Below are 20438 nucleotides of genomic sequence, written 5' to 3'. Positions count from 1 at the left end.
AGCGCTTCCTGTGGCCCCTAACACATGGTTACGCACCTGCTGGTCGGCTCGGATCCGGAGGTTTCTGATGGCAATATTGAAACGATTCACCAGGTCGCTGGCCATCGCTGCCGCCCTCTCGCTGGTCGCCACCGGCACCGTCGCCTGCGGCGACGACACCGAGTCGGGCGAGGTCGCGCTGCGCTACTCCTGGTGGGGCAACGCCGATCGGGCCGACCTGATGCAGCAGGCGATCGACCTGTTCGAGGAGCAGAACCCGGGCATCACCGTGACGCCGAGCTTCCAGGAATACGAGGCGTACTGGCAGAAGCTGACCACCGAGACCGCCGGCGGCAACATGCCGGACGTCCTGCAGATGGACTTCTCCTACCTGCGCGAGTACGCCGACCGGGGAGTGCTCGGCGGTCTCGACGAGCACGTCGGCACCGACCTCGTCCTCGACGACCTGCTGGCCGGGTTCGACGGCGCCGGCGCGGTCGACGGCACGCTGTACGCGGTCCCGGTCGGCGGCAACACCTGGAGCATGTTCTACAACCCGGCGCTGTTCGAGCAGGCCGGGGTGCCCGCGCCGGCGATCGGCTGGACCTGGGAGGACTACCACGCCGCGATGGCCACCATCAAGGCCGAGACCGGCACCTACGGCGGCGGCAACTACACAGGGGTGATCTACAACCTTGAGGCGCAGCTGCGTCAGGAGGGCGGGGCGTTGTTCACCGAGGACGGCCGCCTCGGCTTCAGCAAGGAACGGCTGGCGCGGTTCTGGCAGCAGGGCATGGACCTGATCGAGCAGGACGTGGTCCTGCCGGTGGAGACCGCCGTCCAGATCAAACCGGCCTCCCTCTGGGTCGACGACCTTGCCGCCTCCGACCTCAGCTGGGACAACTTCCTCACCCGGTACGCGGGCGAGACCGACACCGAGATCAGGCTGGGCCCGGTGCCCAGCGACAACCCGGGACAGCTCGGGCAGTACCTCAAACCGGCGATGCTGCTGAGCACGTCGGCCGGCACCGAGCACCCGGAGGCGGCTGCCAGACTGATCTCCTTCATGATCAACGACCCGGAGGTGGGTCGGATCTTCGGCGGCAACCGTGGCCTGCCGGCCACCAACGCCCAGCGGGACGCGGCCGAACTCGACGGGCCGCTGGCCGCCGTGGCCGCCTACGAGGAGACCATCGCCGACCAACTCACCCAGGCACCACCGGCGCCTCCGCGCGGTGCCGGCAGCATCGAGGCAGCGTTCATCCGGATCAGCGAAGAGCTGCACTACGGGCGGATCGGCGTAGCAGAGGCGGTCGACCAGCTCTTCGCCGAAGCCGAGGAAATCCTCGAGCCCTGATCCGTACGCGGTGACCAGCCCGAGGAATCCGATGACAAGCTCCACCGTCGACTCCGCCCGGCCCGCGGCAGCCGACCGCCGTAGACCGGCGACGCCGCCATCGGGTCGCCGCAACGGCGACCCGGTGGCCGGTTACCTGTTCCTGTCCCCCTGGATCGTCGGCATGCTGCTGCTGACGGTCGGCCCGATGGCGGCCTCGCTGTACCTGTCGTTCACCGACTACAACCTGTTCACCACGCCGGGATGGGTCGGGCTGGACAACTACCGCCGGCTCTTCGACGACGACCGGTGGCTGCAGTCGGTCCGGGTCACCGCTGGATACGTGCTGCTCGCCGTACCGTTGAAGCTCGCCGCGGCGCTGGCGGTGGCGATGCTGCTCAACCAGCGCCGCCGCGGCCAGGGTTTCTACCGGGCAGCGTTCTACGGGCCGTCGTTGATCGGCGCCAGCGTCAGCGTCGCCATCGTCTGGAAGGCGCTGTTCAGCGACGACGCGGTGGTCGACCGACTGCTGAGCTCGGTCGGCCTGGACAGTGGCGGGTGGGTCGGCAATCCCGACTTCTCGCTGCTCATGCTGGTGCTGCTGGCGGCCTGGCAGTTCGGCGCGCCTATGGTGATCTTCCTCGCCGGGCTCAAACAGGTGCCGGCCGAGCTGTACGAGGCAGCCGAGGTGGACGGCGCCGGCCGGGCGCGTCGGTTCTGGTCGGTGACCCTGCCGATGATCTCACCGGTGCTGTTCTTCAACCTGCTGCTGGAGACGATCAACTCGTTCCAGATCTTCACCTCGGCGTACGTCATCGGCGGCCGCAACGGCAGCCCTGCCGGCTCGACCCTGTTCTACACGGTTTACCTCTATGACCGGGGCTTCACCGACTTCCGGATGGGCTACGCCTCGGCGATGGCCTGGATGCTACTGCTCGGCGTGGGGCTGGTGACCGCGATGCTGTTCCGGACCGCCCGTGGCTGGGTCCACTACTCGGGAGACGACCGATGACCCCCGCGTCCCGGGCGGCGGGTGCCGCCACCCGGCGGCGTCGCCTCGGCAGCGTCGGCTGGCATCTGGCGGCGGTGGCGCTGCTGGCGGTGATCCTCTACCCGGTGGTCTGGGTCGTCTCCGCCTCGTTCAAACCGTCCGGGTCGATCGTCGGCAGCCTGGAACTGTTTCCCCAGGACCCGACGCTGGGTAACTACCAGCGGGCGGCCGAGGGCATGGCCGGTATCAGCGTGCTGCGGTTCTTCTGGAACTCGGCGGTGCTGGCGGTGCTCGCCGTGGTCGGGACGGTGGCGTCGTCGGCCCTGGCCGGCTACGCCTTCGCCCGGCTACGGTTCCGTGGCCGTACCGTCCTGTTCGTACTGATGATCTCGACCCTGCTGCTGCCGTTCCACGTGCTGATCGTCCCGCAGTACGCGGTCTTCCAGAAACTCGGTCTGGTCGACACCTACGTGCCGCTGCTGGCCGGCAAGTTCCTCGCCGCCGAGGCGTTCTTCGTCTTCCTGATGGTCCAGTTCATGCGCGGCATCCCGCATGAACTGGACGAGTCGGCCCGGATCGACGGCGCCGGGCCGTGGGGCATCTTCTGGCACGTGGTGCTGCCGTTGTCCCGGCCGGCGATGGTCACCACGGCCATCTTCACCTTCATCTGGACCTGGAACGACTTCCTCGCCCCGCTCATCTACCTCAGCACCCCGGACAAGTACCCGTTGCCGTTGGCGCTGCAGCTCTACATCGATCAGACCACGCTGTCCGACTACGGTGCGTTGATGGCCATGTCGATGCTCGCGCTGCTGCCGGTCATCGGGTTCTTCCTGTTCTTCCAGCGGCTGCTGGTGGACGGGGTCGCCACCTCGGGGTTGAAGGGATGAGCGCCACCGGCCGCGACGACCTCGCCACCACCGCCGGAGCCGGTGTGCGTGGCGCCCGCTTCGCGTTGTTCGGTGAGACCCTGCTGGTCGGAGTGCTGGTGCTGGTCAGCTTGCTGCCGCTGGTCACGCTGCTGGCCGCGCTGGCCGCCGGGTGCGCGCAGCTGCGGGCGTACGTCGACGACGCCGGCAGCACCCGGCTCGGTGCCTTCGGCGTACGGTTGCGGACCGCGCTGCCCGGCAGCTGGCCGTGGTCGCTCGCGGCGGTCGGGGCCGGGCTGCTGCTGTACTTCGACGCGGCGGTGGTACGCACCGGCCAGTTGCCTGTCGGTGAGCTGGTGGCGGCGGCCTGCCTGCTCACCGCGGTCGGTCTGGGCGCCGTACTGTTGCGGGCCGCCGCTGGCTGGCACCCGGGCGCGGCCTGGCCGGCGCTGCTGCGCGCCGCGGTGCGCACGCTGCGGACCGACCCCGGCGGTACGGTGCTGCTGACGCTCGCCCTCACCGGTCTGGTCCTGGTCACCTGGCAGCTGGTCCCGCTGGTGGTGCCGATGACCGGCTGTGTACTGCTCGCCGCGGTCGCGGTGCACCGCCGTGGGGCGGCACCGGCTGGACCCGACTGACCCGCTGGCCCGTCGGATGGACAGCCGACGGTCAGTCGTGCAGCTGGGCGAGGTGCCGCATCTTGTTCATCGCGTCCAGCGCGGCGACCTTGTACGCCTCGGCGAGGGTCGGGTAGTTGAACACGGCGTCGACGAAGTAGTCGACGGTGCCGTTGCAACCCATCACCGCCTGCCCGATGTGCACAAGTTCGGTGGCGCCGGTGCCGAAGATGTGCACGCCGAGCAGTTGCCGGCTGTCCGGGGCGACCAGCAGCTTGAGCATCCCGTACGAGTCGCCGACGATCTGCCCGCGGGCGAGCTCCCGGTAGCGGGCGACCCCCACCTCGAAGGGCACCCGGTTGTCGGTGAGCTGGTCCTCGGTGCTGCCGATGAAGCTGATCTCCGGGATCGTGTAGATGCCGATCGGTTGTAGCTGCGGCATGCCACGGGCTGGTTCACCACAGGCGTGGTGGGCGGCGAGCCGGCCCTGCTCCATCGAGGTGGAGGCCAGGGCGGGAAAACCGATAATGTCCCCCACCGCGTAGATGTGCCCGGCCGTGGTCTGGAAGTTCTCGTTGACCTGGATCCGGCCCCGGGTGTCGGCGGTCAGGCCGGCCCGCTCCAGATCGAGGTCACCGGCGACGCCCTGGCGCCCGGCGGAGTACATCACGGTGTCGGCGGCAATCCGCTTGCCGCTCTCCAGCACCGCGACCGCCCCGCGCTGGTGGCGCTGCACCGACGCCACCTCCTCACCGAAACGGAAGGTGACCGCGAGGTCGCGCAGATGATACTTGAGCGCTTCGACGATCTCCAGGTCGCAGAACTCGAGCATCCGGTCCCGCCGCTCCACCACGGTGACCTCGGTGCCGAGCGCGGCGAACATCGAGGCGTACTCGATGCCGATCACCCCGGCTCCGATCACCAGCATCGACTGCGGCACCTGTTCGAGGTTGATGATGCCGTCCGAGTCGATGATGGTCCGCTCGTCGAAGTCGACGCTGGCCGGGCGGGCCGGGCGGGTGCCGGCCGCGATCACGATCTTCTCGGCGGTGACCTTGTTTCCGTGGCCGGTCGCATCGGTCACCACCACGGTGTGCGCGTCATCGAACCGCGCCGTGCCGGTCATGATCCGTACCCGGTTGCGGGTCAACTGGCTGCGGGTCACGTCGATCTCGCGCCCGATCACGTGCTGCGTCCGGGCGGCCAGATCACTGACCGTGATGTGATCCTTGACCCGGTAACTCTGACCGTAGACCTCGCGCTGGTTGAGGCCGGTCAGGTAGAGGACGGCCTCGCGCAGGGTCTTGGAGGGGATGGTGCCGGTGTTGATGCACACGCCGCCGAGCATGTGCGCGCGCTCGACGACCATGACGCTCCGGTCGAGCTTCGCCGCGGCGATCGCCGCCTTCTGTCCACTGGGGCCGGATCCGATCACGAGCACGTCGACGTCATACACCGGCCCAGTCTGACAGGCCCGGGTTTCCGGATGCTTACGACCACCCCTGTCCGTCCGGACGACCTGGGGCGATGGACGGGTTGCCTTCCGCAGCGAAAAGCCTACTATGGGGCAGCACATGAAGGCGACGTGTATGAATATATGACGGCACAGGCGTTGATGTCCGCTATGCCGTAGGCCACCGCTTCCCTCGCCAGTCGGAGCTCCGCCCGCCCAGTCGGACCTGAGAGGCACTACCGTGAGCCACCCCTACCGCACCGCTGCTGACCACTCCGGATTCTCCCCCTCCCGCCGCTCCCGCCGCCGGCCCGTCTGGCTGTGGGTCACCGCGCCGGTCGTGCTGGCCGTCCTGGTCATCGGGATCGGCGCGCTGACCAGGGGCGAGCAGTCGCAGGCGACGCCGACGCCGACAGTCGACGAGAGCACATCGCAGACCCCACCGGCCGACACCGAAGGCTGGCAGGCATGCCAGGACCTGCGTGAGATCAGCGCGGCCGAGCTCGACCACGACGTCAATCGGGAGATCGGCCGGCAGGCACAGGCGTCGACCGACGCCACACTGGCCGCTCGCGGAAAAGACCTGGTGGACGCCGCCCGAGCCGCCGCCGACCAGGAGCCGATCGAGGGGAACCTGACGATCTCGGCCGCGCAGGTCGACCTGCGCGAGGCCTGCGACCGCGCGTTCGGCCCGGCCTGACCCGCGCACACTGCCGGTCGGCCGAGGGCTAGCCGGCCGGAGCCGGCCGGCGCCACGTGTCGAAGGCGATTCGCACCGCCTGTTCCACCGCCGCGATGCCGGCATCCAGCGAGTCGTGGTGGTCGGACAGCACCGCCACCAGCCAGTCGTGGTCGTCCTCGACGATCCGCCCGATGCTGTTGACCAGCCAGCGTCCGTCATGATCGTCGACGGTGTCCCAGCCGTTCTTCACCCAGGTACGGGAGCCGGTCGTACCGGCACCGACCGGCACCCCCCACCGCTGTCCGTCGCCCACCCGACCCATCAGGTCCAGCACCAGGCCCCGGTCCGCCGGTCGCAGCGGGCTCTCCTCGTCGACCAGCACTCGGAGCAGCCGGACCTGGTCGGCTGAGGTGGTGACGGTCGTTCCCCAGGCCGACCTCGGTCGGGTCCGGGTCAGGCCGAGCTCGGTGTTGACCCGGTCCAGTCCGGAGACGCCGCCGATGGCGGCGAAGAGTTCACTGGCCGCCGCGTTGTCACTGGCTGTGATCATGGCCTCGGCCCGATCGCGTTGCACGGCGGTCAACGGGATCCCGTCCCGGTCCAGCAGCAGGGCAGTGAGAATCTCCACCTTGACGATGCTCGCCGTCTGGAACTGGAGCTCGTCACCGGTACGGAACCCGGCCCCGGTGCCGCGCTCGACAGCCGCGAAGCTGAACTGGCCGGGCAGGCCGGCGGCGTACCCGCGTACCTGTCGGGCCGCCAGCGCCGCCCGGCGGCGCTGCTCCGCCACGACGTCCGGGGTCCGCACCGCAGAGGTCGGCACGGCCACCACCGTACCCGGCCCGCCAGCGGCCACCCGACCGCCGGTCACCGGCAAACCGGCGGCAGCCCGCCACCCGTAGCCGAGGCCACCTGCGGCGAGCAGGCCGAACAGGCCGAAGCCGAGCAGTGACCGACGAGATGTCCCGCCACGGGAGTCGGCGCGTCGGCCGGACATCGCGGTACGCCGGCCGGGGTGCCGGGCGTCCGTCGCGGTTCGCCGGGCAGGGTGCCGGGAGTTCCCGGACCGGCCGGACCGACCCGCGAGGCGACCACTGGCCGGGCCTTCTCCGATGATCACGTACGCCCCCAGATCCGGTGCTGTCCGCTCTGCCGCCGGTGGTACGGGCATCGCACGGCGGACGTTCAAATCGACGGCTCAGCGGGGGGCGTGTCCGGGCGCGACCGGGTGCAACGCATAAGGTGGCGGGCATCCTCCCGATGACGGACAAGGCGGATCGACGATGGCGGACACGGCTGCGGTTGGCACGCTCGGCGCTGGCGACCATGCCTGTCTCACCTTCTCCGACCAGGAGGAGCGACTGGACCTGGTGGCGGCCTTCGTGCGTGGCGGGCTGCGGGCCGGGCAGAAGGTGGTCTGCTGGACCGACTCGGTGAGCCCGGACGAGCTCGCCGGTGAGCTGCACGACCGCGCGGTACGGCCTGGATCGGCCCTGCGCCGGGGCCAGCTGCGCATCGCCTCGGCCACCGAGTCGCTGCTCGGCGGGGCACCGGCCGACGCTGGGGCGATGGTGCGGACGCTTGCGCGGGAGGCGCGGCAGGCCAGCGACGAGGGGTACGCCGGCCTGCGGGTGACCGCCGACATGTGCTGGGCGACCCGCCCGGCCGCCGCAGCCGATCAACTGGTCGAGTTCGAGACGCTGGTCGCCGACCTGTTCGCACACGGCCAGCTCTGTCTGATCTGCCAGTACGACCGGGAGCGGTTCGACGCCGTCACGCTGGCGTTCGCCGCCCGGGCCCATCCCCGGACCGTCGCCGCTCAGGTCTACCTGGAGCATCCGCTGCTGCGGGTCTGCCGGCAGTACAGCCCGGCCGGCCTGCGCATCGCCGGTGAGCTGGACTACCGGCACAAGGATGTGCTCGAGCTGGCGCTGGCCGAGTCGGTACGGATCGACCGCCACCTGCACATCAACCTGACCGGGCTGGACTACATCGACGGCGCCTGCGCCGGGATCATCCTGGCTGCCGCACGGGCGTTGCCGAGATCGCGCCGGATGACGGTGTCCTGCCGACGGCTGGTCGGTACCGTGCTGTCCCTGGTCGGCGCGGATGACGTGGCTCAACTCCGGGTACAGAGACGCCATGAGCAGCCCTGATCCCACCTCGCTCGGCATCGGGGGACGGCCGGCGGACACTCCGTCCCCGGCCGGTGCCGTCGACCAGCCGTTCGACCGGGACGGTCTGTACGGCCTACGGGCTACGCTCAGCGCACACGCTCCCGGGCTGGACATCTCGGCTGAGCAGACCGAGCATCTGCTCATCGTCGCCGGGGAACTCGCCACCAACGCGATACGCCACGGCGGCGGCAGTGGCCGGCTCCGGTTGTGGCGCCGCGACGACGTCCTGTACTGCCAGGTCAGCGACGACGGGCCGGGGATGCGTGACCCGCAGGTGGGAACCGTTCCGCCGGACCAGGCGCGGGCCGGTGGTCGGGGGATCTGGATCTGCCGGCAACTCTGCTCCGAGTTGATCATCGATCGTGCCGAACCGGGGCCGGGGGCGGTGGTCACCGCGGTGATCAGCCTGGCCCGGCCGGCCGGCCGGTGACCGACGGTCCGGGGGCGCGGATGCTGGCGTCAGAAGGCGAGGACCGCGACCACGGCGAGGTAGCCGCCGAACAGCAGGGTGCCTTCGAAGCCCAACCGGCCCCAGCCACGGACCTGCCGGGCCAGCAGCCCACCGAGCAGCACCGTGGTCATCAGTAGCGCGGCAGAGGTGAGGAACAGTTCGTCCGGACCGGCCGCGTGGTAGATCGACCCGGGGCGGTAGAAGACGTCAGCGACCACCAGGTTGAGTGCGTCGAGGCAGTTGCCGCCGAGGACGGCGGCGACCGCGAGGGTCACCGCGCCGCGCCGTACCGCCGCGATCGCGGTGATCGTCTCCGGCAACGCGTTGACCAGGCCCATGAGCACCCCGCCGACGAATCCGGCCCGTAGCCCGGTCGCCTGCACCAGACTCTCGGCGGCGAGTGCGGTCAGCCAGCCGCTGGCGGCGACGGCCAGCCCGACGAGAGCGAACCGCACCCACAGCCGACGCAGTGGACGGTCATCGAGGAGACCGTGGCTCTGCGGCAGATCCCGGCGGGTCTCGTTGGTGTCGACGGCTTGCCAGTAGGGCGTAACGTCGGTGGAGTGGACGATCATGACGCCGCCGAGGTAGCAGCCGACCATGATCATCGAGACCGGGTGGACGCCCGCCACCGCGCCGTCCGGGGTGTAGGTGGCCAGCAGCGCCAAGGCCAGCAGCGCCAGCAGCAGGCAGCCGAAGAGCAGGTTGGACAGCGAAGCGGCGGCGTGTTCGAGGTTGACTCGCCGGTAGAACAGGTCGGCCACCGCGATTGCGGTGGTCTGCGCGGCGATGCCGCCGACGGCGTTGCTGTAGGCCAGTTGCGGAGCGTCACTAACCGCGGTCACCGCAGTCATCACGATCCCGGACAGCGACGTCGCCAGACCAAAGAAGACCGCACCGAAGACCGCTTCTCCCCAGCCGGTCCGGTCGGCGAGCGCGTCACCCACGGCGACGAGCCGGATCCCACCCGCCACCGTCACCACTCCGGCGATCGCGAACGCGGCTATCGACCAGGAGACAGGCCAGCCCGCCGTCACCAGGAAATCCGGCATAGGCGCATTTTTTCACATTGTCCGGCAGTCACATGCGATATCACCGGACCACGCCGACAACCGCCCACGACAACCCGTCATGATCGATCAGGATAAACTGAACACCTGCCATAGTATCCACACTGGATGCCCTAAATGCCGGTACCGGCAGGGCACGGCCCGTCAACCGAGAACCGAGAGGAATGTACGTGGTATTCAAGAAGATGCTGGGCGCTCTGGGAATCGGCGCTCCCAGCGTCGACACGGTGCTACAGAACCCCAACGCCCGGCCGGGCCTTGCCCTCACCGGGCAGGTGAACATTACTGGCGGCAGCCACGACGTGCAGCTGGACCAGATAACGGTCAGCTTGGTCACCCGGGTTGAGGTGGAGGCCGGCGGCGAGGACCACAACGCCCTGGCCGAGTTCCACCGGTTCCCCGTGTCCGGCGGCATCCACCTGCGCGAAGGCCAGCAGTTGTCGTTGCCCTTCCAGTTCCCGGTGCCGTGGGAGACCCCGGTGACCGACCTCTACGGGCAGCGCCTGCACGGCATGACCATGGGTCTGCGGACCGAGGTCGCCATCCCGGGGGCGATCGACCGAGGCGACCTCGATGCGGTGCACATCTACCCGCTGCCGTTGCAGGAGCGCATCCTGGAGGCGTTCGCCCGGCTCGGCTTCGCCTTCAAGGGCGCCGACCTGGAGTACGGGCGGCTGCACGGCGTGCCCCAGACCCTGCCGTTCTACCAGGAGATCGAGTACTACGCCGCACCCCAGTACGCCGGCGGCATCAACGAGGTCGAGCTGACCTTCGTGGCCAGCGAGTACGGCATCGACGTCGTGCTGGAGTTCGACAAGCGCGGCGGTCTTTTCCGGCCGGGGCACGACTCGTACGGCCGCTACCGGGTCAGTCACACAGACGCCGACCAGGTGGACTGGACCGCCCAGGTCGACACCTGGGTCCGCCAGGCGCTCTCCCAGCGTCAGTCGCTGATCGGCGGGTACGGCGCGCCCGGTGGGCATTACGGCGGGCACCATGGCGGGTCGGGAATGGGTGGGGCCGTCGCCGGCGCGGTCGGCGGCGCCGCGCTCGGCTTCGCCGGCGGGATGATCGCCGGCGAGGTCTTCGACTCGTTCGGCGGGGACGACGACTCGGGTGAGGAGTTCGAGGAGGAGTGACCATCAGCCGGGCGTTGGTGCTCCGGTCGGGGCACCAACGCCCGGCGACGCGGCGATGCCACCAGGTCACCGCGGTACCCGGCACACAATCGAGAGAGATCCGACCCGCGCCCAAATTATCCACTGCGGACACCCACCACCGATGGTTCGGCAATTCGACTGGGTCATTCGACAGCTGACGTTGCAATGCTGAGCGACATAGACGTAGGTTGAGGTCAGCCGACCGACGTACACGGCCAACCCGTTCCGAGCGGCGGCATTCGGTACGACCGGCGAGGGTGGCGACTTTGCGTATCCGGGTCCTCGGTCAGGTCTGCGCCTGGCGCGACGGTGAACAACTGGATCTCGGACCAACGGCTCAACGGGCCATCCTGGGACTGCTCGCGATCGCGGCCGGACAGCCGGTGCGGGCGGCAGAGATCTCGGCCGCGGTCTGGGCCGACCGGCAGCCGCCACCGACCGCCCGGAACGTGATCCAGACCCACATCAAGCACCTGCGGCGACGGCTCGAACCCGACCGGCCGCCCCGCGCTCCGAGCACGGTGCTCCCCCAGGTCGGGGACGGCTACGCGCTGCGGCTACCCGCTTCGGAGATCGACGCGGAGGTCTTCCGCCACCGGCTCACCGCGGCGGCCGGTCTGCAGCGCAACGGCGAACTGAGTCGTGCGGCTGACGAGCTCGAACAGGCCCTCCGGCTGTGGCTCGGCCCGCCGATGGCCGACATACCGACGTTGGCCGAGCATCCCCGGGTCGTCGCGTTGCTCGAGGAGCGGCACACCGCCCTGGCACGGTACGGCGACATCATGATCGCCGCCGGGCGGGCCGCCGAGGCGGTGGCCGCTCTGGAGGAGGCCGCCGCCGCACAGCCGCTGGACGAGGCGGCACAGGCCCGACTGATCCGGGCGTATCACGCCGCAGGACACCGTGCCCGGGCGTTCCACGCGTACCACCGGGTGCGCCGGCACCTGACCGACGAGCTCGGCGTCGATCCCGGGCCGGAGCTGACCGCCGCACACACCGCGCTGCTGCACGACGAGGAGCTGACCGCCGCCCCAGATGCCCGACCCCCGGGCGGCGAAACCGGCCGGGCAACGCCCGAACCGGCACCGGCCCAGCTACCGGCCGACATTCCCGACTTCACCGGCCGGGTCGCCGAGCTGGCCGAGCTCGACCAACTGCTCGACGACGCCCACGGGCGGACCGACGACGTGGACCGGTCGCCGGTGGTGACCGTCGCCGCGGTGTCCGGCACCGCCGGCGTCGGCAAGACCGCGCTCGCCGTCCGCTGGGCGCACCGGGTCCGGCACCGGTTCCCCGACGGCCAGCTCTACGTCGATCTGCAGGGCTACGACGCCGAGCAGCCCGTCTCCCCGGGCCAGGCGCTCGCCGGCTTCCTGCGGGCCCTCGGCGTCGCCGGTCCGGACCTGCCGCTGGACCTCGACGAACGGGCGGCCTGCTACCGCAGCCTCGCCGACGGACGGCGGCTGCTGGTGGTGCTCGACAACGCGGCGTCGGCGGAGCAGGTCCGGCCGCTGCTGCCCGGCTCGCCGTCCTGTCTCGTCCTGGTCACCAGCCGGGACTCGCTGGCCGGGCTGGTCGCCCGGCACGGCGCCCGCCGGGTCGGCCTCGATCCGCTGCCGCTGGCCGAGGCGGTGGCGCTCATCCACCGGCTGATCGGTGCCCGGGCCACCGTCGAACACACCGCCGCAGCGGTCCTCGCCGCGCACTGCGCCCGTCTCCCGCTGGCCCTGCGGGTAGCCGCGGAACTGGCGGCCACCCGCCCCACCGCGCCACTGGTCGAGCTGGTCCGCGAACTCGCCGATCAGCACCGGCGCCTCGATCTGCTCGACGCCGGTGGCGACCGGCGCACCGGCGTACGCGCGGTGTTCTCCTGGTCCTACCTGCATCTGCCGGCCGACGCCGCCCGCGCGTTCCGGCTGCTGGGGCTGCATCCCGGGCCTGATCTGGAGCCGCACGCCGCCGCCGCGATCACCGGCACCTCGGTGCCCGACGCCCGACGGTTACTCGAGCTGCTCGCCCGCGCCCACCTGATCGTACGTGGACCTGGCCACCGCTACGGGATGCACGACCTGCTCCGGGCGTACGCCGTGGACCTCGCCGGCCAGCAGGATTCACCGGTCGACCGGCACCGGGCGATGACCGTCCTGTTCGACCACTACCTGCACACCGCCGCAGCCGCCATGGATCTACTCTTCCCCGCCGAGCGACACCGGCGGCCGGCGGTGACCGACCCGAGCGCCGCGGCGCGGCCGCTGCTCGACGCCGCCGCAGCCCGGACCTGGCTGGAGCAGGAGCGGGCCAACCTGGTCGGCGCCGTCGTGCACACCGCCGGGAACGGCTGGCCGGAACACGCCCGGCGTCTGGTGCTCACCGTCTTCCGCTACCTGGAGGGTGCCGGCCACTATCCGGACGCGGTCACCGTGCACCACCACGGTCTACTCGCGGCCGAGATCATCGGTGACCGGGACTCGCAGGCGCACATGATGACGAACATCGCCGTGGTGTACGGGATGCAGGGGCACCGGCAGCTGGTGGCCGACCATCTCCAGCGCGCGCTGGTGCTCTACCGGCAGACCGGCGAACGTGCCGGGAAGGCCCGCGCACTGGGCAACCTCGGCGTCTTCCACGGCCAGCAGGGCCAGTACGACCAGGCCACCGCCCATCTGCGGGAGGCGCTCGGTCTGCTGCGGGAGGCTGGTGAGGCGCACGGCGAGGCGATGGCGCTGGGCAACCTCGGCTGGATCGCCGTACTGCAGGGCCGTTACTCCGAGGCGGCCGAGCACCTGTCCGACGCGATCGCCCTGTGCCACCGGATCGGGCACCGGGTGGGGTTGGCGTTCGCGCTGGACTCGCTGGGCCAGTTGCATGCCCGGCTGGGCAGCTTCCGGGCCGCCGCCGACCATCACGGGCAGGCCCTGGAGATCTACCGGGACACCAGTCAGCCGATGGGTGCGGCGTCCGCGCTGGTCGGACTGGCGGACGCGCTGATGGAGGTCGGTCACGCCACCGCGGCCCGGGACCACTACCGGCAGGCGCTGTCGATATCCGCGCAGATCGGCGACCGGACGCAGCAGGCCCGGGCGCACGCCGGGCTGGCCCGTGCCGGGCAGCGGTTGGCCGACACCGACCGCAGACGATCGGTCACCGGCCCGGGCAACACCCCCGACGACGTATGGGACCACTGGTGCCACGCACTGGCCCACTTCAGCGCGATCGGCGCTCCCGAGGCCGAACAGATCCGGGCCCGGCTGGATGCGGCGGACCGCGAGCGGACCGACACCGGGCCCGGCACCGCCCCGATCACGGTCAGTAGTCCGGACACCCCGGTCACGGTCAGCGCACCGGTACCGGGTCGGTGAGCACGGCGCCGGTCGCCTTTCGCCGCCGGTGCAGGTACTGGGCGAGGAGCAGCCCGCCGGCTCCGACCGCGATGTCGCTGCACACACAGACCAACCGGCTGGCCAGCACCACGGTGCCGGCCAGCGGCAACGGCATCACCGACGCGAGAGCCAACGCGAGCACCGCTTCGCGCACCCCGATACCGTCCGGCGCGACCATCACCAGCAACCCGGTGACGGTGGCCAGCGCGAACCCGGCGACGCAGATCAGGTACGACCGGCCGGCCGGTGCCCCGGCGACGACCGCCAGCAGCCACAGGTGATGACCGGAGATGATCCACGACAGCGCCTGCGCCAGGATGGACCGACGCACCCCACCGGCCGAGGCTCGGACCTGCGGCTCTGGCCGGTGCAGCACCCGGGCGGCCAGCCGGATACCCCGATCGAGCAGGTCGGGCCAGATCAGCAGGACGGCAACCGGCAGCGCGGCGGCGGCTATCCACCACATCCCGCCGCCGGCGACCGAAGGGCCGGCGGCGATCCCCACGGTAAGCCCGGTGAGCGCGACGATGCTCCAGCTGAGCAGGAACACCGAGGCCAGCCGGACCGGACCGACGTCGACAGCCTTGCCCATCCGAACCAGCACCGGCAACGCGACGAAGCGCCCGGGCACGAACTTGACGAGGAAGCCGACGAAGAAGATCCGGGCCGCCGTCCAGGTGTCGACCCGGGCGCCCAGGTCGACGAAGAGCGCCCGCCAGGACAGCACCCCGAGAACCAGTCCGACGCAGTTGACCGCGAAGGCACCGCCGACGGTGAGGTAGACGGCGACCGGGTCGAGAGACCCGGCCAGCTCGCGAACCGGTGCCCAGTCCTGGGTCCGCAGCACGGCGATCAGTCCGACCACCAGCAGGGCGATGAACCCGACGACGAACACCCGGTTCGCCACTCGCAACCAACGACCCCACCGGCCGGATGACGGCACGGCGCTCTGTGGACGGCCCGGCACCGTTGCACCGGCCTCGTCGGTACGGCCGGTCATCGGCCCGTCTCCGGTGCCGTCGTCGACCGGGCCGGTCGGCGGCGGGTCGAGCGCACCAGGCCGGCGGCGAATCCGACCGTCATCCCCGCGAGTTGGGTGGTGTGCATCAGGAAGTGCATCGCGACGAAGTACACCAGGAACCGGTTTCCCTTCCGGCGCCGAACGAAGCGGAACAGGGCCCCGTCCACCAGGGTGAAGGCGGTGAAGGTGGCTGCCGGCACCGCCAACAGCCAGCCGGCGACGGCGGCCAGTGGCAGGGTCACGGCAGTCGCCGCGCAGCACAGCATCGCGGCCACCGCACCGACGTCGACGCCCGAAGCGGGGCGCGCGGTCTCGGGCCGCTGCCCATCGGCGCGGTGCACCCGACGCCGGTCGTCAGCGACGAGCACGCCGACCAGCAACGCCCCGTAGCTGACCGCTCGGCGGACGTGTTCGGCCAGGAACGGCCGCAGCCGGTCGACGTCGTCGTGCCGGCCCACCACGTCGGCGCTCATCCGGATCTCGTACCGGGCGGGCAGTCGGGTGCCGAACTCGATGTCCTCCGCGTCCCGCAGCCGCTCGTCGAAGCCGCCCACGTCGTCGAACGCCTGCCGCCGGATCGCGGTCAACGCGAACAAGGTCGCGTCCGCGACACCGTCACGCTGCCGCCGCCAGTAGTGCTCGAACAGGGTCTTGTAGACCTCCACCGGGCCGTCGGCGGCCAACGGCTCCGCGTCATAGATGCCCTGCACGACCGCACACCCGGGATGCTCCCGAAGGACCCGCAGCGCGTTGCCGATCGCGTCCGGCGCCAGCGCGATGTCGGAGTCGACGAAGAACAGCACTTCACCGATGGCAGCCGCCGCACCGGCGTTGCGAGCGGCGGACACCCCCTGGTTGGTGGGCAGGCAGATCAACCGGCAGGGCAGCCCGGCGGCGATCTCCCGGGATCCGTCGGTGCTGGCGTCGTCGACCACGATCACCTCGACCGGCTGGTGGGTCTGGCGGTACACCGCGCGCACACAGTCGGCCAGGGTCTTTGCCTTGTTGTACGTCGGAATCACCACCGACACCGTCGGGTACCCGGTCACCACGACACCCACAGCGACTGCGGCCGGTGGTCGGACATGCCGCGGGCGTCGCCGAACTCGTACCGGTGCACGGTGACTCCGGCGGAGACCAGTGCCCAGTCCAGTCGCCAGGACGACACCTGTTCGGTGGGCCACGACGCGAGGTAGACGGACCGGCTGACCGACTCGGCGTCGCGCAACCCGGGCGGCAGGCGGCGCAGGTCACCCATTGCCGGACTGGTGTTCAGGTCCCCGGCCAGCACCACCAGGTTGTCGTTGCCCGCCACGTCGGCGGCCAACGCCCGGAACTGCGGTACCCGACGCTGATGCTGTTCCCGGATCGTCCGGTGGAACTCCCCGGTGAACAGGCCGGGGCCGCCGGCCCACAACGGTACCGGCAGGTGCGCGTTGTAGGTGGACAAGACCCGGTCGCCGACCCGCAGGTCGGTACGGAGCACCTGGTAACGCCAGAAGTCGGTGAAGCCGTCCGGGGCTGGGGGAAGCCCGTCGGCCACCAGCGGCGTCTGGTCGACGATCGGGTACCGGGACAGGGTGACGAGCTCGCCGATGACCGCCACCTGAAAACCCGGCATCTCCCGGCGCAGCCGGTCGAGGTCGTCGATCGGCACGATCACGCCGTCGACCTCGGCGATGTACTCCTGCAGCAGGTAGACGTCGGCCCGCTGGTCCCGCAGCAGCTGGTAGAAATCGTCGGCCCGGTCAGTGGTGTGCCAGTATCCGGTGTTCCAGGAGACCACCCGCAGCGCGTCCGGCGGCACCTGCGGCGCCGACCGCAGCGGTCCGGGCAGGTTGATTCCGGCCAGTCCGACGCCAGCCAGCAGCGACACGGCGCACATCAGCGCCGCCGGGCGGCGGGTCCGCCGGCAGCCGGCCGCCGCCGTGGCGAACAGCAGTGGTACGGCGACGAACATCACCGGCGGCATCAGCTCGGCGAGCACCCACCACCAGACTCGGCCGCTGAGCAGTCGGTGGGCCAGCACGTACGCCAGCCACACCGCTGAGCCGGTCAGGAACACCCGGCCGAGCCAGCGGCGCCACCAGCGTCCCCACGGGCCCGGCCCTGGCCGTGGCTCCGCTGGGCCGCCGCCGGTGGCCGCCGTCGCCTCGGCTGCGGCAGCCTGAGCGGTCATACGGTGGCCTCCGCGGGGAAGGTGCTGTCGTAGAGCTGCCGGAACGGCCGGGACACCAGCCACTGCAGCGTACCGACCGCCACTCCCGCCGTGATGGTCACATTGACCAGGAAGTGCACCGCGACGAAGAAGGCCAGGAACCGGACTCCGCGCAGCCGGTGCGCCAGAGCGTACATCGACCAGTCGGCGGCGAGCGACGCGGCGAACAGCCCGACGGGCACCACCGACCACAGCGGACCGAACAGCACCGGCAGCGCCACCGCCGGCACCGCGGCGGCCGCCGCCAGGCTGCCCCAGGCCCGCGACGCCGTCTCGAAGCCGGTGGCGAACCGGCGGGCCCGGGCGTACAGCGGGATTCGCAGCCGGGCCCGGTGAAAGAGTTTGCGCAGCAACGGCACCAGCTGGTGGTCGTGGTCGTGCCGGCCACGGACCCGGGAGGTCAGCCGGAGCTGGTGGCGACGAGACAGCCGGTAACCGTAGTCGACCTCCTCGGTCTGCTTCAGCGCCGGATTGAACGGCCCCACCTCCTGATAGACGCGGCGCCGGATGGCGCACATCGCCGGGAACAGGAAGGTGACGTTGCCTTCGCCGCTGGCCGACCAGTGGTGGTACTGCAGCCCTCGATAGCGGGCGACGGCGGTGTCGTGCAGCAGCGGCTCCGGGTCCTCGATGCCGCAGACCGCGCCGACCCCCGGCTCGGCCTGCAGAATGGCCACCGCCTCGGCGACCGCGTCGGGGGCCATCGCCACGTCGGCGTCGACGAAGAACAGGATCTCGCCGCTGGTGCTGGCGACGCCGATGTTGCGGGCCCGACCGCAGCCGCCGTTGTCGGCCAGCGCGATCACCCGTACGCCCTGCGCCTCGGCGACCGCCACCGAGTCGTCGGTGCTGCGGTCGTCGACGACCAGTACCTCGATCGCCGGGTAGGTCTGGTCGGCGATCGCCTGCAGGCACACCGCCAGTGAGTCGGCGTAGTTGTAACTCGGCACGATCACCGAGACCAGTGGAGTCGACATGTCACACCGCCTCGGCCGGCTTGTCGTAGAGCCGCCGGAACGCCCGCGACGTGAGGTAGCTGGCGAAGCCGACGGCCGCGGCGACGCCCATCACCACGTTCAGCAGGAAGTGCATGGCGACGAAGTAGCCGACGAACAGCGGGTTGCGGCGGGCCGCGACGAACCGGTACATCGGCCAGTCGCAGGCGACGAAGCCGGCCAACGCGGCCACCGGCAAAACGCTCCACCAGGGACCGAACAGCAGCGGCAGTACGGCGGTCAGCACGGTGAGCAGTGCGGCGACGCTGCTCCACGCCCGTGGGCCGCTGCGCAGCCCACCGGGGAAGGTGGGGTTCTGGGCGTACATCGGAATGTGCAGCATGGTGCGGGTGAAGACCTTGCGGATCATCACCCGCAGTTCGTGGTCGTGGTCGTGCACGCCGCGCACCGCCGGGGTCAACCAGATCTCGTACCGGCTGGCCAGTCGGAACCCGTAGTCGGCGTTCTCGGTCTCGCGCAGCCGCGGGTTGAACGGCCCGATCTCGGCGAACACCTCGGCCCGCATCGCCAGCAGCGCGGTGTACATGGTGTAGATCCGCCCCTCGTCGGCGATCAGCCAGTAGGACTGCTGCATGCAGCGGTACTCCTCGACCAGACTGTCGCGGATCAGCGGCACCGGGTCGTAGTTGCCGCACACCGCACCGATCTCCGGCCGCTCGGTGAGCAGCGCCACCGCGTTGGCCACCGCGTCGGGTTTGGCGGCCACGTCCGAGTCGACGAAGAACAGGATCTCCCCCTTGGCGTTGGCAGCGCCGAGGTTGCGGGCCACCGAGGGACCGCCGTTGACCGGGGTCTGCACGACCCGCACGCCGTACGACTCGGCCACCGCCACCGAGTCGTCGGTGCTGCGGTCGTCGACGACGATGATCTCCAGGTGGGGGTACGTCTGGGCGCGCAGCGCGGACAGACACAGCCCCAGCGCCCGGGCGTAGTTGTAGTTCGGCACGATGACCGACACGAGCGGGTCAGGCATAGGAAGAGACCACTTTCGAGAAGGATTCGCTAGGACGACGGGTACTGGGCGGCGAGCAGGGCGATACCGACGCTGGCGGCGAGCAGCGCGGCGGCGACGACGATCAGGCGGTCCCGCAGTACGGTCCGGACCGGGTCGCCGCCGCCCCGACGGACCAGCACCGCCTGCAGGTAGCGGGAGATCCCGAACAGCACGAGCGGTACGGCGCTCAGCAACAGGGCGTTGCGGTAGACACCGACCGGCGCGTCCGAGTGCAGGTAGAGCAGGAAGCCGATGACCGCGACGGTGGCGTTCACGGTGAGCAGTTGGTCGGCGAGGTTGAGGTTGTAGCCGCGCAGCGCCGGGCGGTGCGCGGCACCGTCGACGGCGAGCTCCTGCCGGCGTTTGCCGAGAATCAGCAGCAGACAGGTGGCGAAGACGGTGGTCAGCAGCCAGGCCGAGACCGGGCCGGCGGTCGCCGCGTAGCCGAGCAGCACCCGTAGCACGAAGCCGGCGGCGACCACGCAGATGTCGACCAACGGGACGTGCTTGAGCCACCGGCTGTACGCCAGGTTGAGCACGAGGTAGCCGGCGACCGGCCACCAGGCCAGGGTAGGTCCGGCGACGACGCCGGCCGCCAGTGCGGCGGTGAGCGTGGCGGCGAACACCCAGGCGGTGGCCGCAGAGACCCGGCCACTGGCCACCGGTCGGGACCGCTTCGACGGGTGGCCGGCGTCCAACCGCCGGTCGGCGACGTCGTTGACCACGTACACCAGCGACGACGCCAGGGTGAACAGCAGCACCGCCCAACCGACCCGGCCCAGCGCGGCGGCGGTCCACACCGGGGCGTCCAGCAGCGCGATCGGAACGGCGAGCAGGTTCTTCGGCCACTGCTGCGGCCGGGTCAGCGCGGCAAGGTCGGCGGTGGTCCGCACCATTCGGGCGGCCGCGCCGCGCGCCGTCCACCCGGACCGTCCGGTCCGGGTCGGGTGGGCGCCCGGCGGCGCCACCGGTGTCGGGGACACCGATGTCGGCTCGGCCGCGACCTCGACAGCGGGCATCGGCA

18 protein-coding genes and 1 pseudogene are annotated in these 20438 nt (G+C 70.8%); 10 read left to right on the top strand and 9 right to left on the bottom strand.

Features of this window, described 5'->3' with window-relative positions; genetic code table 11:
• The first annotated feature begins 67 nt into the window (after positions 1 to 67).
• From O7629_RS10505 to O7629_RS10490, 4 genes are read left to right on the top strand one after another with little or no spacing between them, the layout of a single operon-like run.
• Positions 68 to 1336: an extracellular solute-binding protein gene (locus tag O7629_RS10505; protein WP_278168904.1), complete on the top strand. Its 1269-nt coding sequence runs from the start codon at positions 68 to 70 to the stop codon at positions 1334 to 1336.
• Between the two features lie 31 nt (positions 1337 to 1367).
• Positions 1368 to 2327: a sugar ABC transporter permease gene (locus O7629_RS10500; RefSeq protein WP_278168903.1), complete on the top strand. Its 960-nt coding sequence runs from the start codon at positions 1368 to 1370 to the stop codon at positions 2325 to 2327.
• Positions 2324 to 3196 (top strand): carbohydrate ABC transporter permease, encoded by an 873-nt coding sequence (locus O7629_RS10495; protein WP_278168902.1) that lies wholly within the window; start codon positions 2324 to 2326, stop codon positions 3194 to 3196. The genes O7629_RS10500 and O7629_RS10495 overlap by 4 nt, the downstream gene beginning before the upstream one ends.
• Entirely contained in the window at positions 3193 to 3813 is a 621-nt protein-coding gene (locus O7629_RS10490) for a hypothetical protein (protein WP_278168901.1), read from the top strand. Before O7629_RS10495 ends, O7629_RS10490 begins: the two co-directional genes overlap by 4 nt.
• Positions 3814 to 3844: 31 nt before the next feature.
• On the opposite strand, the gene sthA is transcribed toward O7629_RS10490, so the two are convergent.
• Positions 3845 to 5248: a Si-specific NAD(P)(+) transhydrogenase gene (gene sthA, locus O7629_RS10485; RefSeq protein ID WP_278168900.1), complete on the bottom strand. Its 1404-nt coding sequence runs from the start codon at positions 5246 to 5248 to the stop codon at positions 3845 to 3847.
• Positions 5249 to 5486: 238 nt separating this feature from the next.
• Between sthA and O7629_RS10480 the strand changes: the two genes are divergently transcribed.
• Positions 5487 to 5945 (top strand): hypothetical protein, encoded by a 459-nt coding sequence (locus O7629_RS10480; protein WP_278168899.1) that lies wholly within the window; start codon positions 5487 to 5489, stop codon positions 5943 to 5945.
• A gap of 28 nt (positions 5946 to 5973) precedes the next feature.
• Here O7629_RS10480 and O7629_RS10475 read toward each other — a convergent pair whose 3' ends face one another.
• Complete coding sequence (locus O7629_RS10475) at positions 5974 to 7098, bottom strand: serine hydrolase (protein ID WP_278168898.1); 1125 nt, start codon at positions 7096 to 7098, stop codon at positions 5974 to 5976.
• A gap of 112 nt (positions 7099 to 7210) precedes the next feature.
• Here O7629_RS10475 and O7629_RS10470 point away from each other — a divergent pair, with 112 nt between their 5' ends.
• Positions 7211 to 8083, top strand: a complete 873-nt coding sequence (locus tag O7629_RS10470) for an MEDS domain-containing protein (protein ID WP_278168897.1) — start codon at positions 7211 to 7213, stop codon at positions 8081 to 8083.
• On the top strand, positions 8070 to 8534 hold the full coding sequence (locus tag O7629_RS10465; protein ID WP_278168896.1) for an ATP-binding protein: 465 nt from the start codon (positions 8070 to 8072) through the stop codon (positions 8532 to 8534). Before O7629_RS10470 ends, O7629_RS10465 begins: the two co-directional genes overlap by 14 nt.
• A 29-nt stretch (positions 8535 to 8563) precedes the next feature.
• Here O7629_RS10465 and O7629_RS10460 read toward each other — a convergent pair whose 3' ends face one another.
• Positions 8564 to 9607: a cation transporter gene (locus O7629_RS10460; protein WP_278168895.1), complete on the bottom strand. Its 1044-nt coding sequence runs from the start codon at positions 9605 to 9607 to the stop codon at positions 8564 to 8566.
• A 188-nt stretch (positions 9608 to 9795) separates the two neighbouring features.
• Between O7629_RS10460 and O7629_RS10455 the strand changes: the two genes are divergently transcribed.
• From O7629_RS10455 to O7629_RS33615, 3 genes and pseudogenes are all read left to right on the top strand, one after another.
• Entirely contained in the window at positions 9796 to 10764 is a 969-nt protein-coding gene (locus O7629_RS10455) for a sporulation protein (RefSeq protein WP_278168894.1), read from the top strand.
• Between the two features lie 287 nt (positions 10765 to 11051).
• Positions 11052 to 12872, top strand: a pseudogene (locus O7629_RS33620) (BTAD domain-containing putative transcriptional regulator); the annotation flags it as partial.
• A complete protein-coding gene (locus tag O7629_RS33615; RefSeq protein ID WP_347403722.1) occupies positions 12846 to 14144 on the top strand; it encodes a tetratricopeptide repeat protein in 1299 nt (432 codons plus the stop codon). The pseudogene O7629_RS33620 and the gene O7629_RS33615, both read left to right, overlap by 27 nt.
• Here the strand turns inward: O7629_RS33615 and O7629_RS10445 are convergent.
• From O7629_RS10445 to O7629_RS10420, 6 genes are read right to left on the bottom strand one after another with little or no spacing between them, the layout of a single operon-like run.
• Positions 14119 to 15165 (bottom strand): lysylphosphatidylglycerol synthase domain-containing protein, encoded by a 1047-nt coding sequence (locus O7629_RS10445; RefSeq protein WP_278168892.1) that lies wholly within the window; start codon positions 15163 to 15165, stop codon positions 14119 to 14121. The genes O7629_RS33615 and O7629_RS10445 overlap by 26 nt on opposite strands.
• Complete coding sequence (locus tag O7629_RS10440) at positions 15162 to 16235, bottom strand: glycosyltransferase family 2 protein (protein ID WP_278168891.1); 1074 nt, start codon at positions 16233 to 16235, stop codon at positions 15162 to 15164. The genes O7629_RS10445 and O7629_RS10440 overlap by 4 nt, the downstream gene beginning before the upstream one ends.
• On the bottom strand, positions 16232 to 17365 hold the full coding sequence (locus O7629_RS10435) for an endonuclease/exonuclease/phosphatase family protein (protein WP_278168890.1): 1134 nt from the start codon (positions 17363 to 17365) through the stop codon (positions 16232 to 16234). Before O7629_RS10435 ends, O7629_RS10440 begins: the two co-directional genes overlap by 4 nt.
• Positions 17362 to 18381 carry a glycosyltransferase family 2 protein gene (locus tag O7629_RS10430; protein ID WP_278168889.1) on the bottom strand — a complete coding sequence of 340 codons (1020 nt, stop codon included), beginning with the start codon at positions 18379 to 18381 and terminating at the stop codon, positions 17362 to 17364. The genes O7629_RS10435 and O7629_RS10430 overlap by 4 nt, the downstream gene beginning before the upstream one ends.
• A gap of 1 nt (position 18382) precedes the next feature.
• Positions 18383 to 19393 carry a glycosyltransferase family 2 protein gene (locus tag O7629_RS10425; protein ID WP_278168888.1) on the bottom strand — a complete coding sequence of 337 codons (1011 nt, stop codon included), beginning with the start codon at positions 19391 to 19393 and terminating at the stop codon, positions 18383 to 18385.
• A gap of 29 nt (positions 19394 to 19422) precedes the next feature.
• A complete protein-coding gene (locus O7629_RS10420; RefSeq protein ID WP_278168887.1) occupies positions 19423 to 20433 on the bottom strand; it encodes a UbiA prenyltransferase family protein in 1011 nt (336 codons plus the stop codon).
• Positions 20434 to 20438 lie beyond the last annotated feature (5 nt).

The sequence above is a fragment of the Solwaraspora sp. WMMD792 genome (assembly GCF_029626105.1).
Classification (GTDB): Bacteria; Actinomycetota; Actinomycetes; order Mycobacteriales; family Micromonosporaceae; genus Micromonospora_E.
This window is presented reverse-complemented; position numbering and strand designations above follow the sequence as displayed.

Coding starts and splice junctions, on each gene's coding strand:
- O7629_RS10420 (WP_278168887.1), bottom strand. CDS start 20,433: ATGCCCGCTGTCGAGGTCGCGGCCGAGCCGACATCGGTGTCCCCGACA.
- O7629_RS10465 (WP_278168896.1), top strand. CDS start 8,070: ATGAGCAGCCCTGATCCCACCTCGCTCGGCATCGGGGGACGGCCGGCG.
- O7629_RS10460 (WP_278168895.1), bottom strand. CDS start 9,607: ATGCCGGATTTCCTGGTGACGGCGGGCTGGCCTGTCTCCTGGTCGATA.
- O7629_RS33615 (WP_347403722.1), top strand. CDS start 12,846: ATGCACGACCTGCTCCGGGCGTACGCCGTGGACCTCGCCGGCCAGCAG.
- O7629_RS10425 (WP_278168888.1), bottom strand. CDS start 19,393: ATGCCTGACCCGCTCGTGTCGGTCATCGTGCCGAACTACAACTACGCC.
- O7629_RS10470 (WP_278168897.1), top strand. CDS start 7,211: ATGGCGGACACGGCTGCGGTTGGCACGCTCGGCGCTGGCGACCATGCC.
- O7629_RS10435 (WP_278168890.1), bottom strand. CDS start 17,365: ATGACCGCTCAGGCTGCCGCAGCCGAGGCGACGGCGGCCACCGGCGGC.
- O7629_RS10475 (WP_278168898.1), bottom strand. CDS start 7,098: ATGCCCGTACCACCGGCGGCAGAGCGGACAGCACCGGATCTGGGGGCG.
- O7629_RS10500 (WP_278168903.1), top strand. CDS start 1,368: ATGACAAGCTCCACCGTCGACTCCGCCCGGCCCGCGGCAGCCGACCGC.
- O7629_RS10495 (WP_278168902.1), top strand. CDS start 2,324: ATGACCCCCGCGTCCCGGGCGGCGGGTGCCGCCACCCGGCGGCGTCGC.
- O7629_RS10505 (WP_278168904.1), top strand. CDS start 68: ATGGCAATATTGAAACGATTCACCAGGTCGCTGGCCATCGCTGCCGCC.
- O7629_RS10490 (WP_278168901.1), top strand. CDS start 3,193: ATGAGCGCCACCGGCCGCGACGACCTCGCCACCACCGCCGGAGCCGGT.
- O7629_RS10430 (WP_278168889.1), bottom strand. CDS start 18,381: ATGTCGACTCCACTGGTCTCGGTGATCGTGCCGAGTTACAACTACGCC.
- O7629_RS10445 (WP_278168892.1), bottom strand. CDS start 15,165: ATGACCGGCCGTACCGACGAGGCCGGTGCAACGGTGCCGGGCCGTCCA.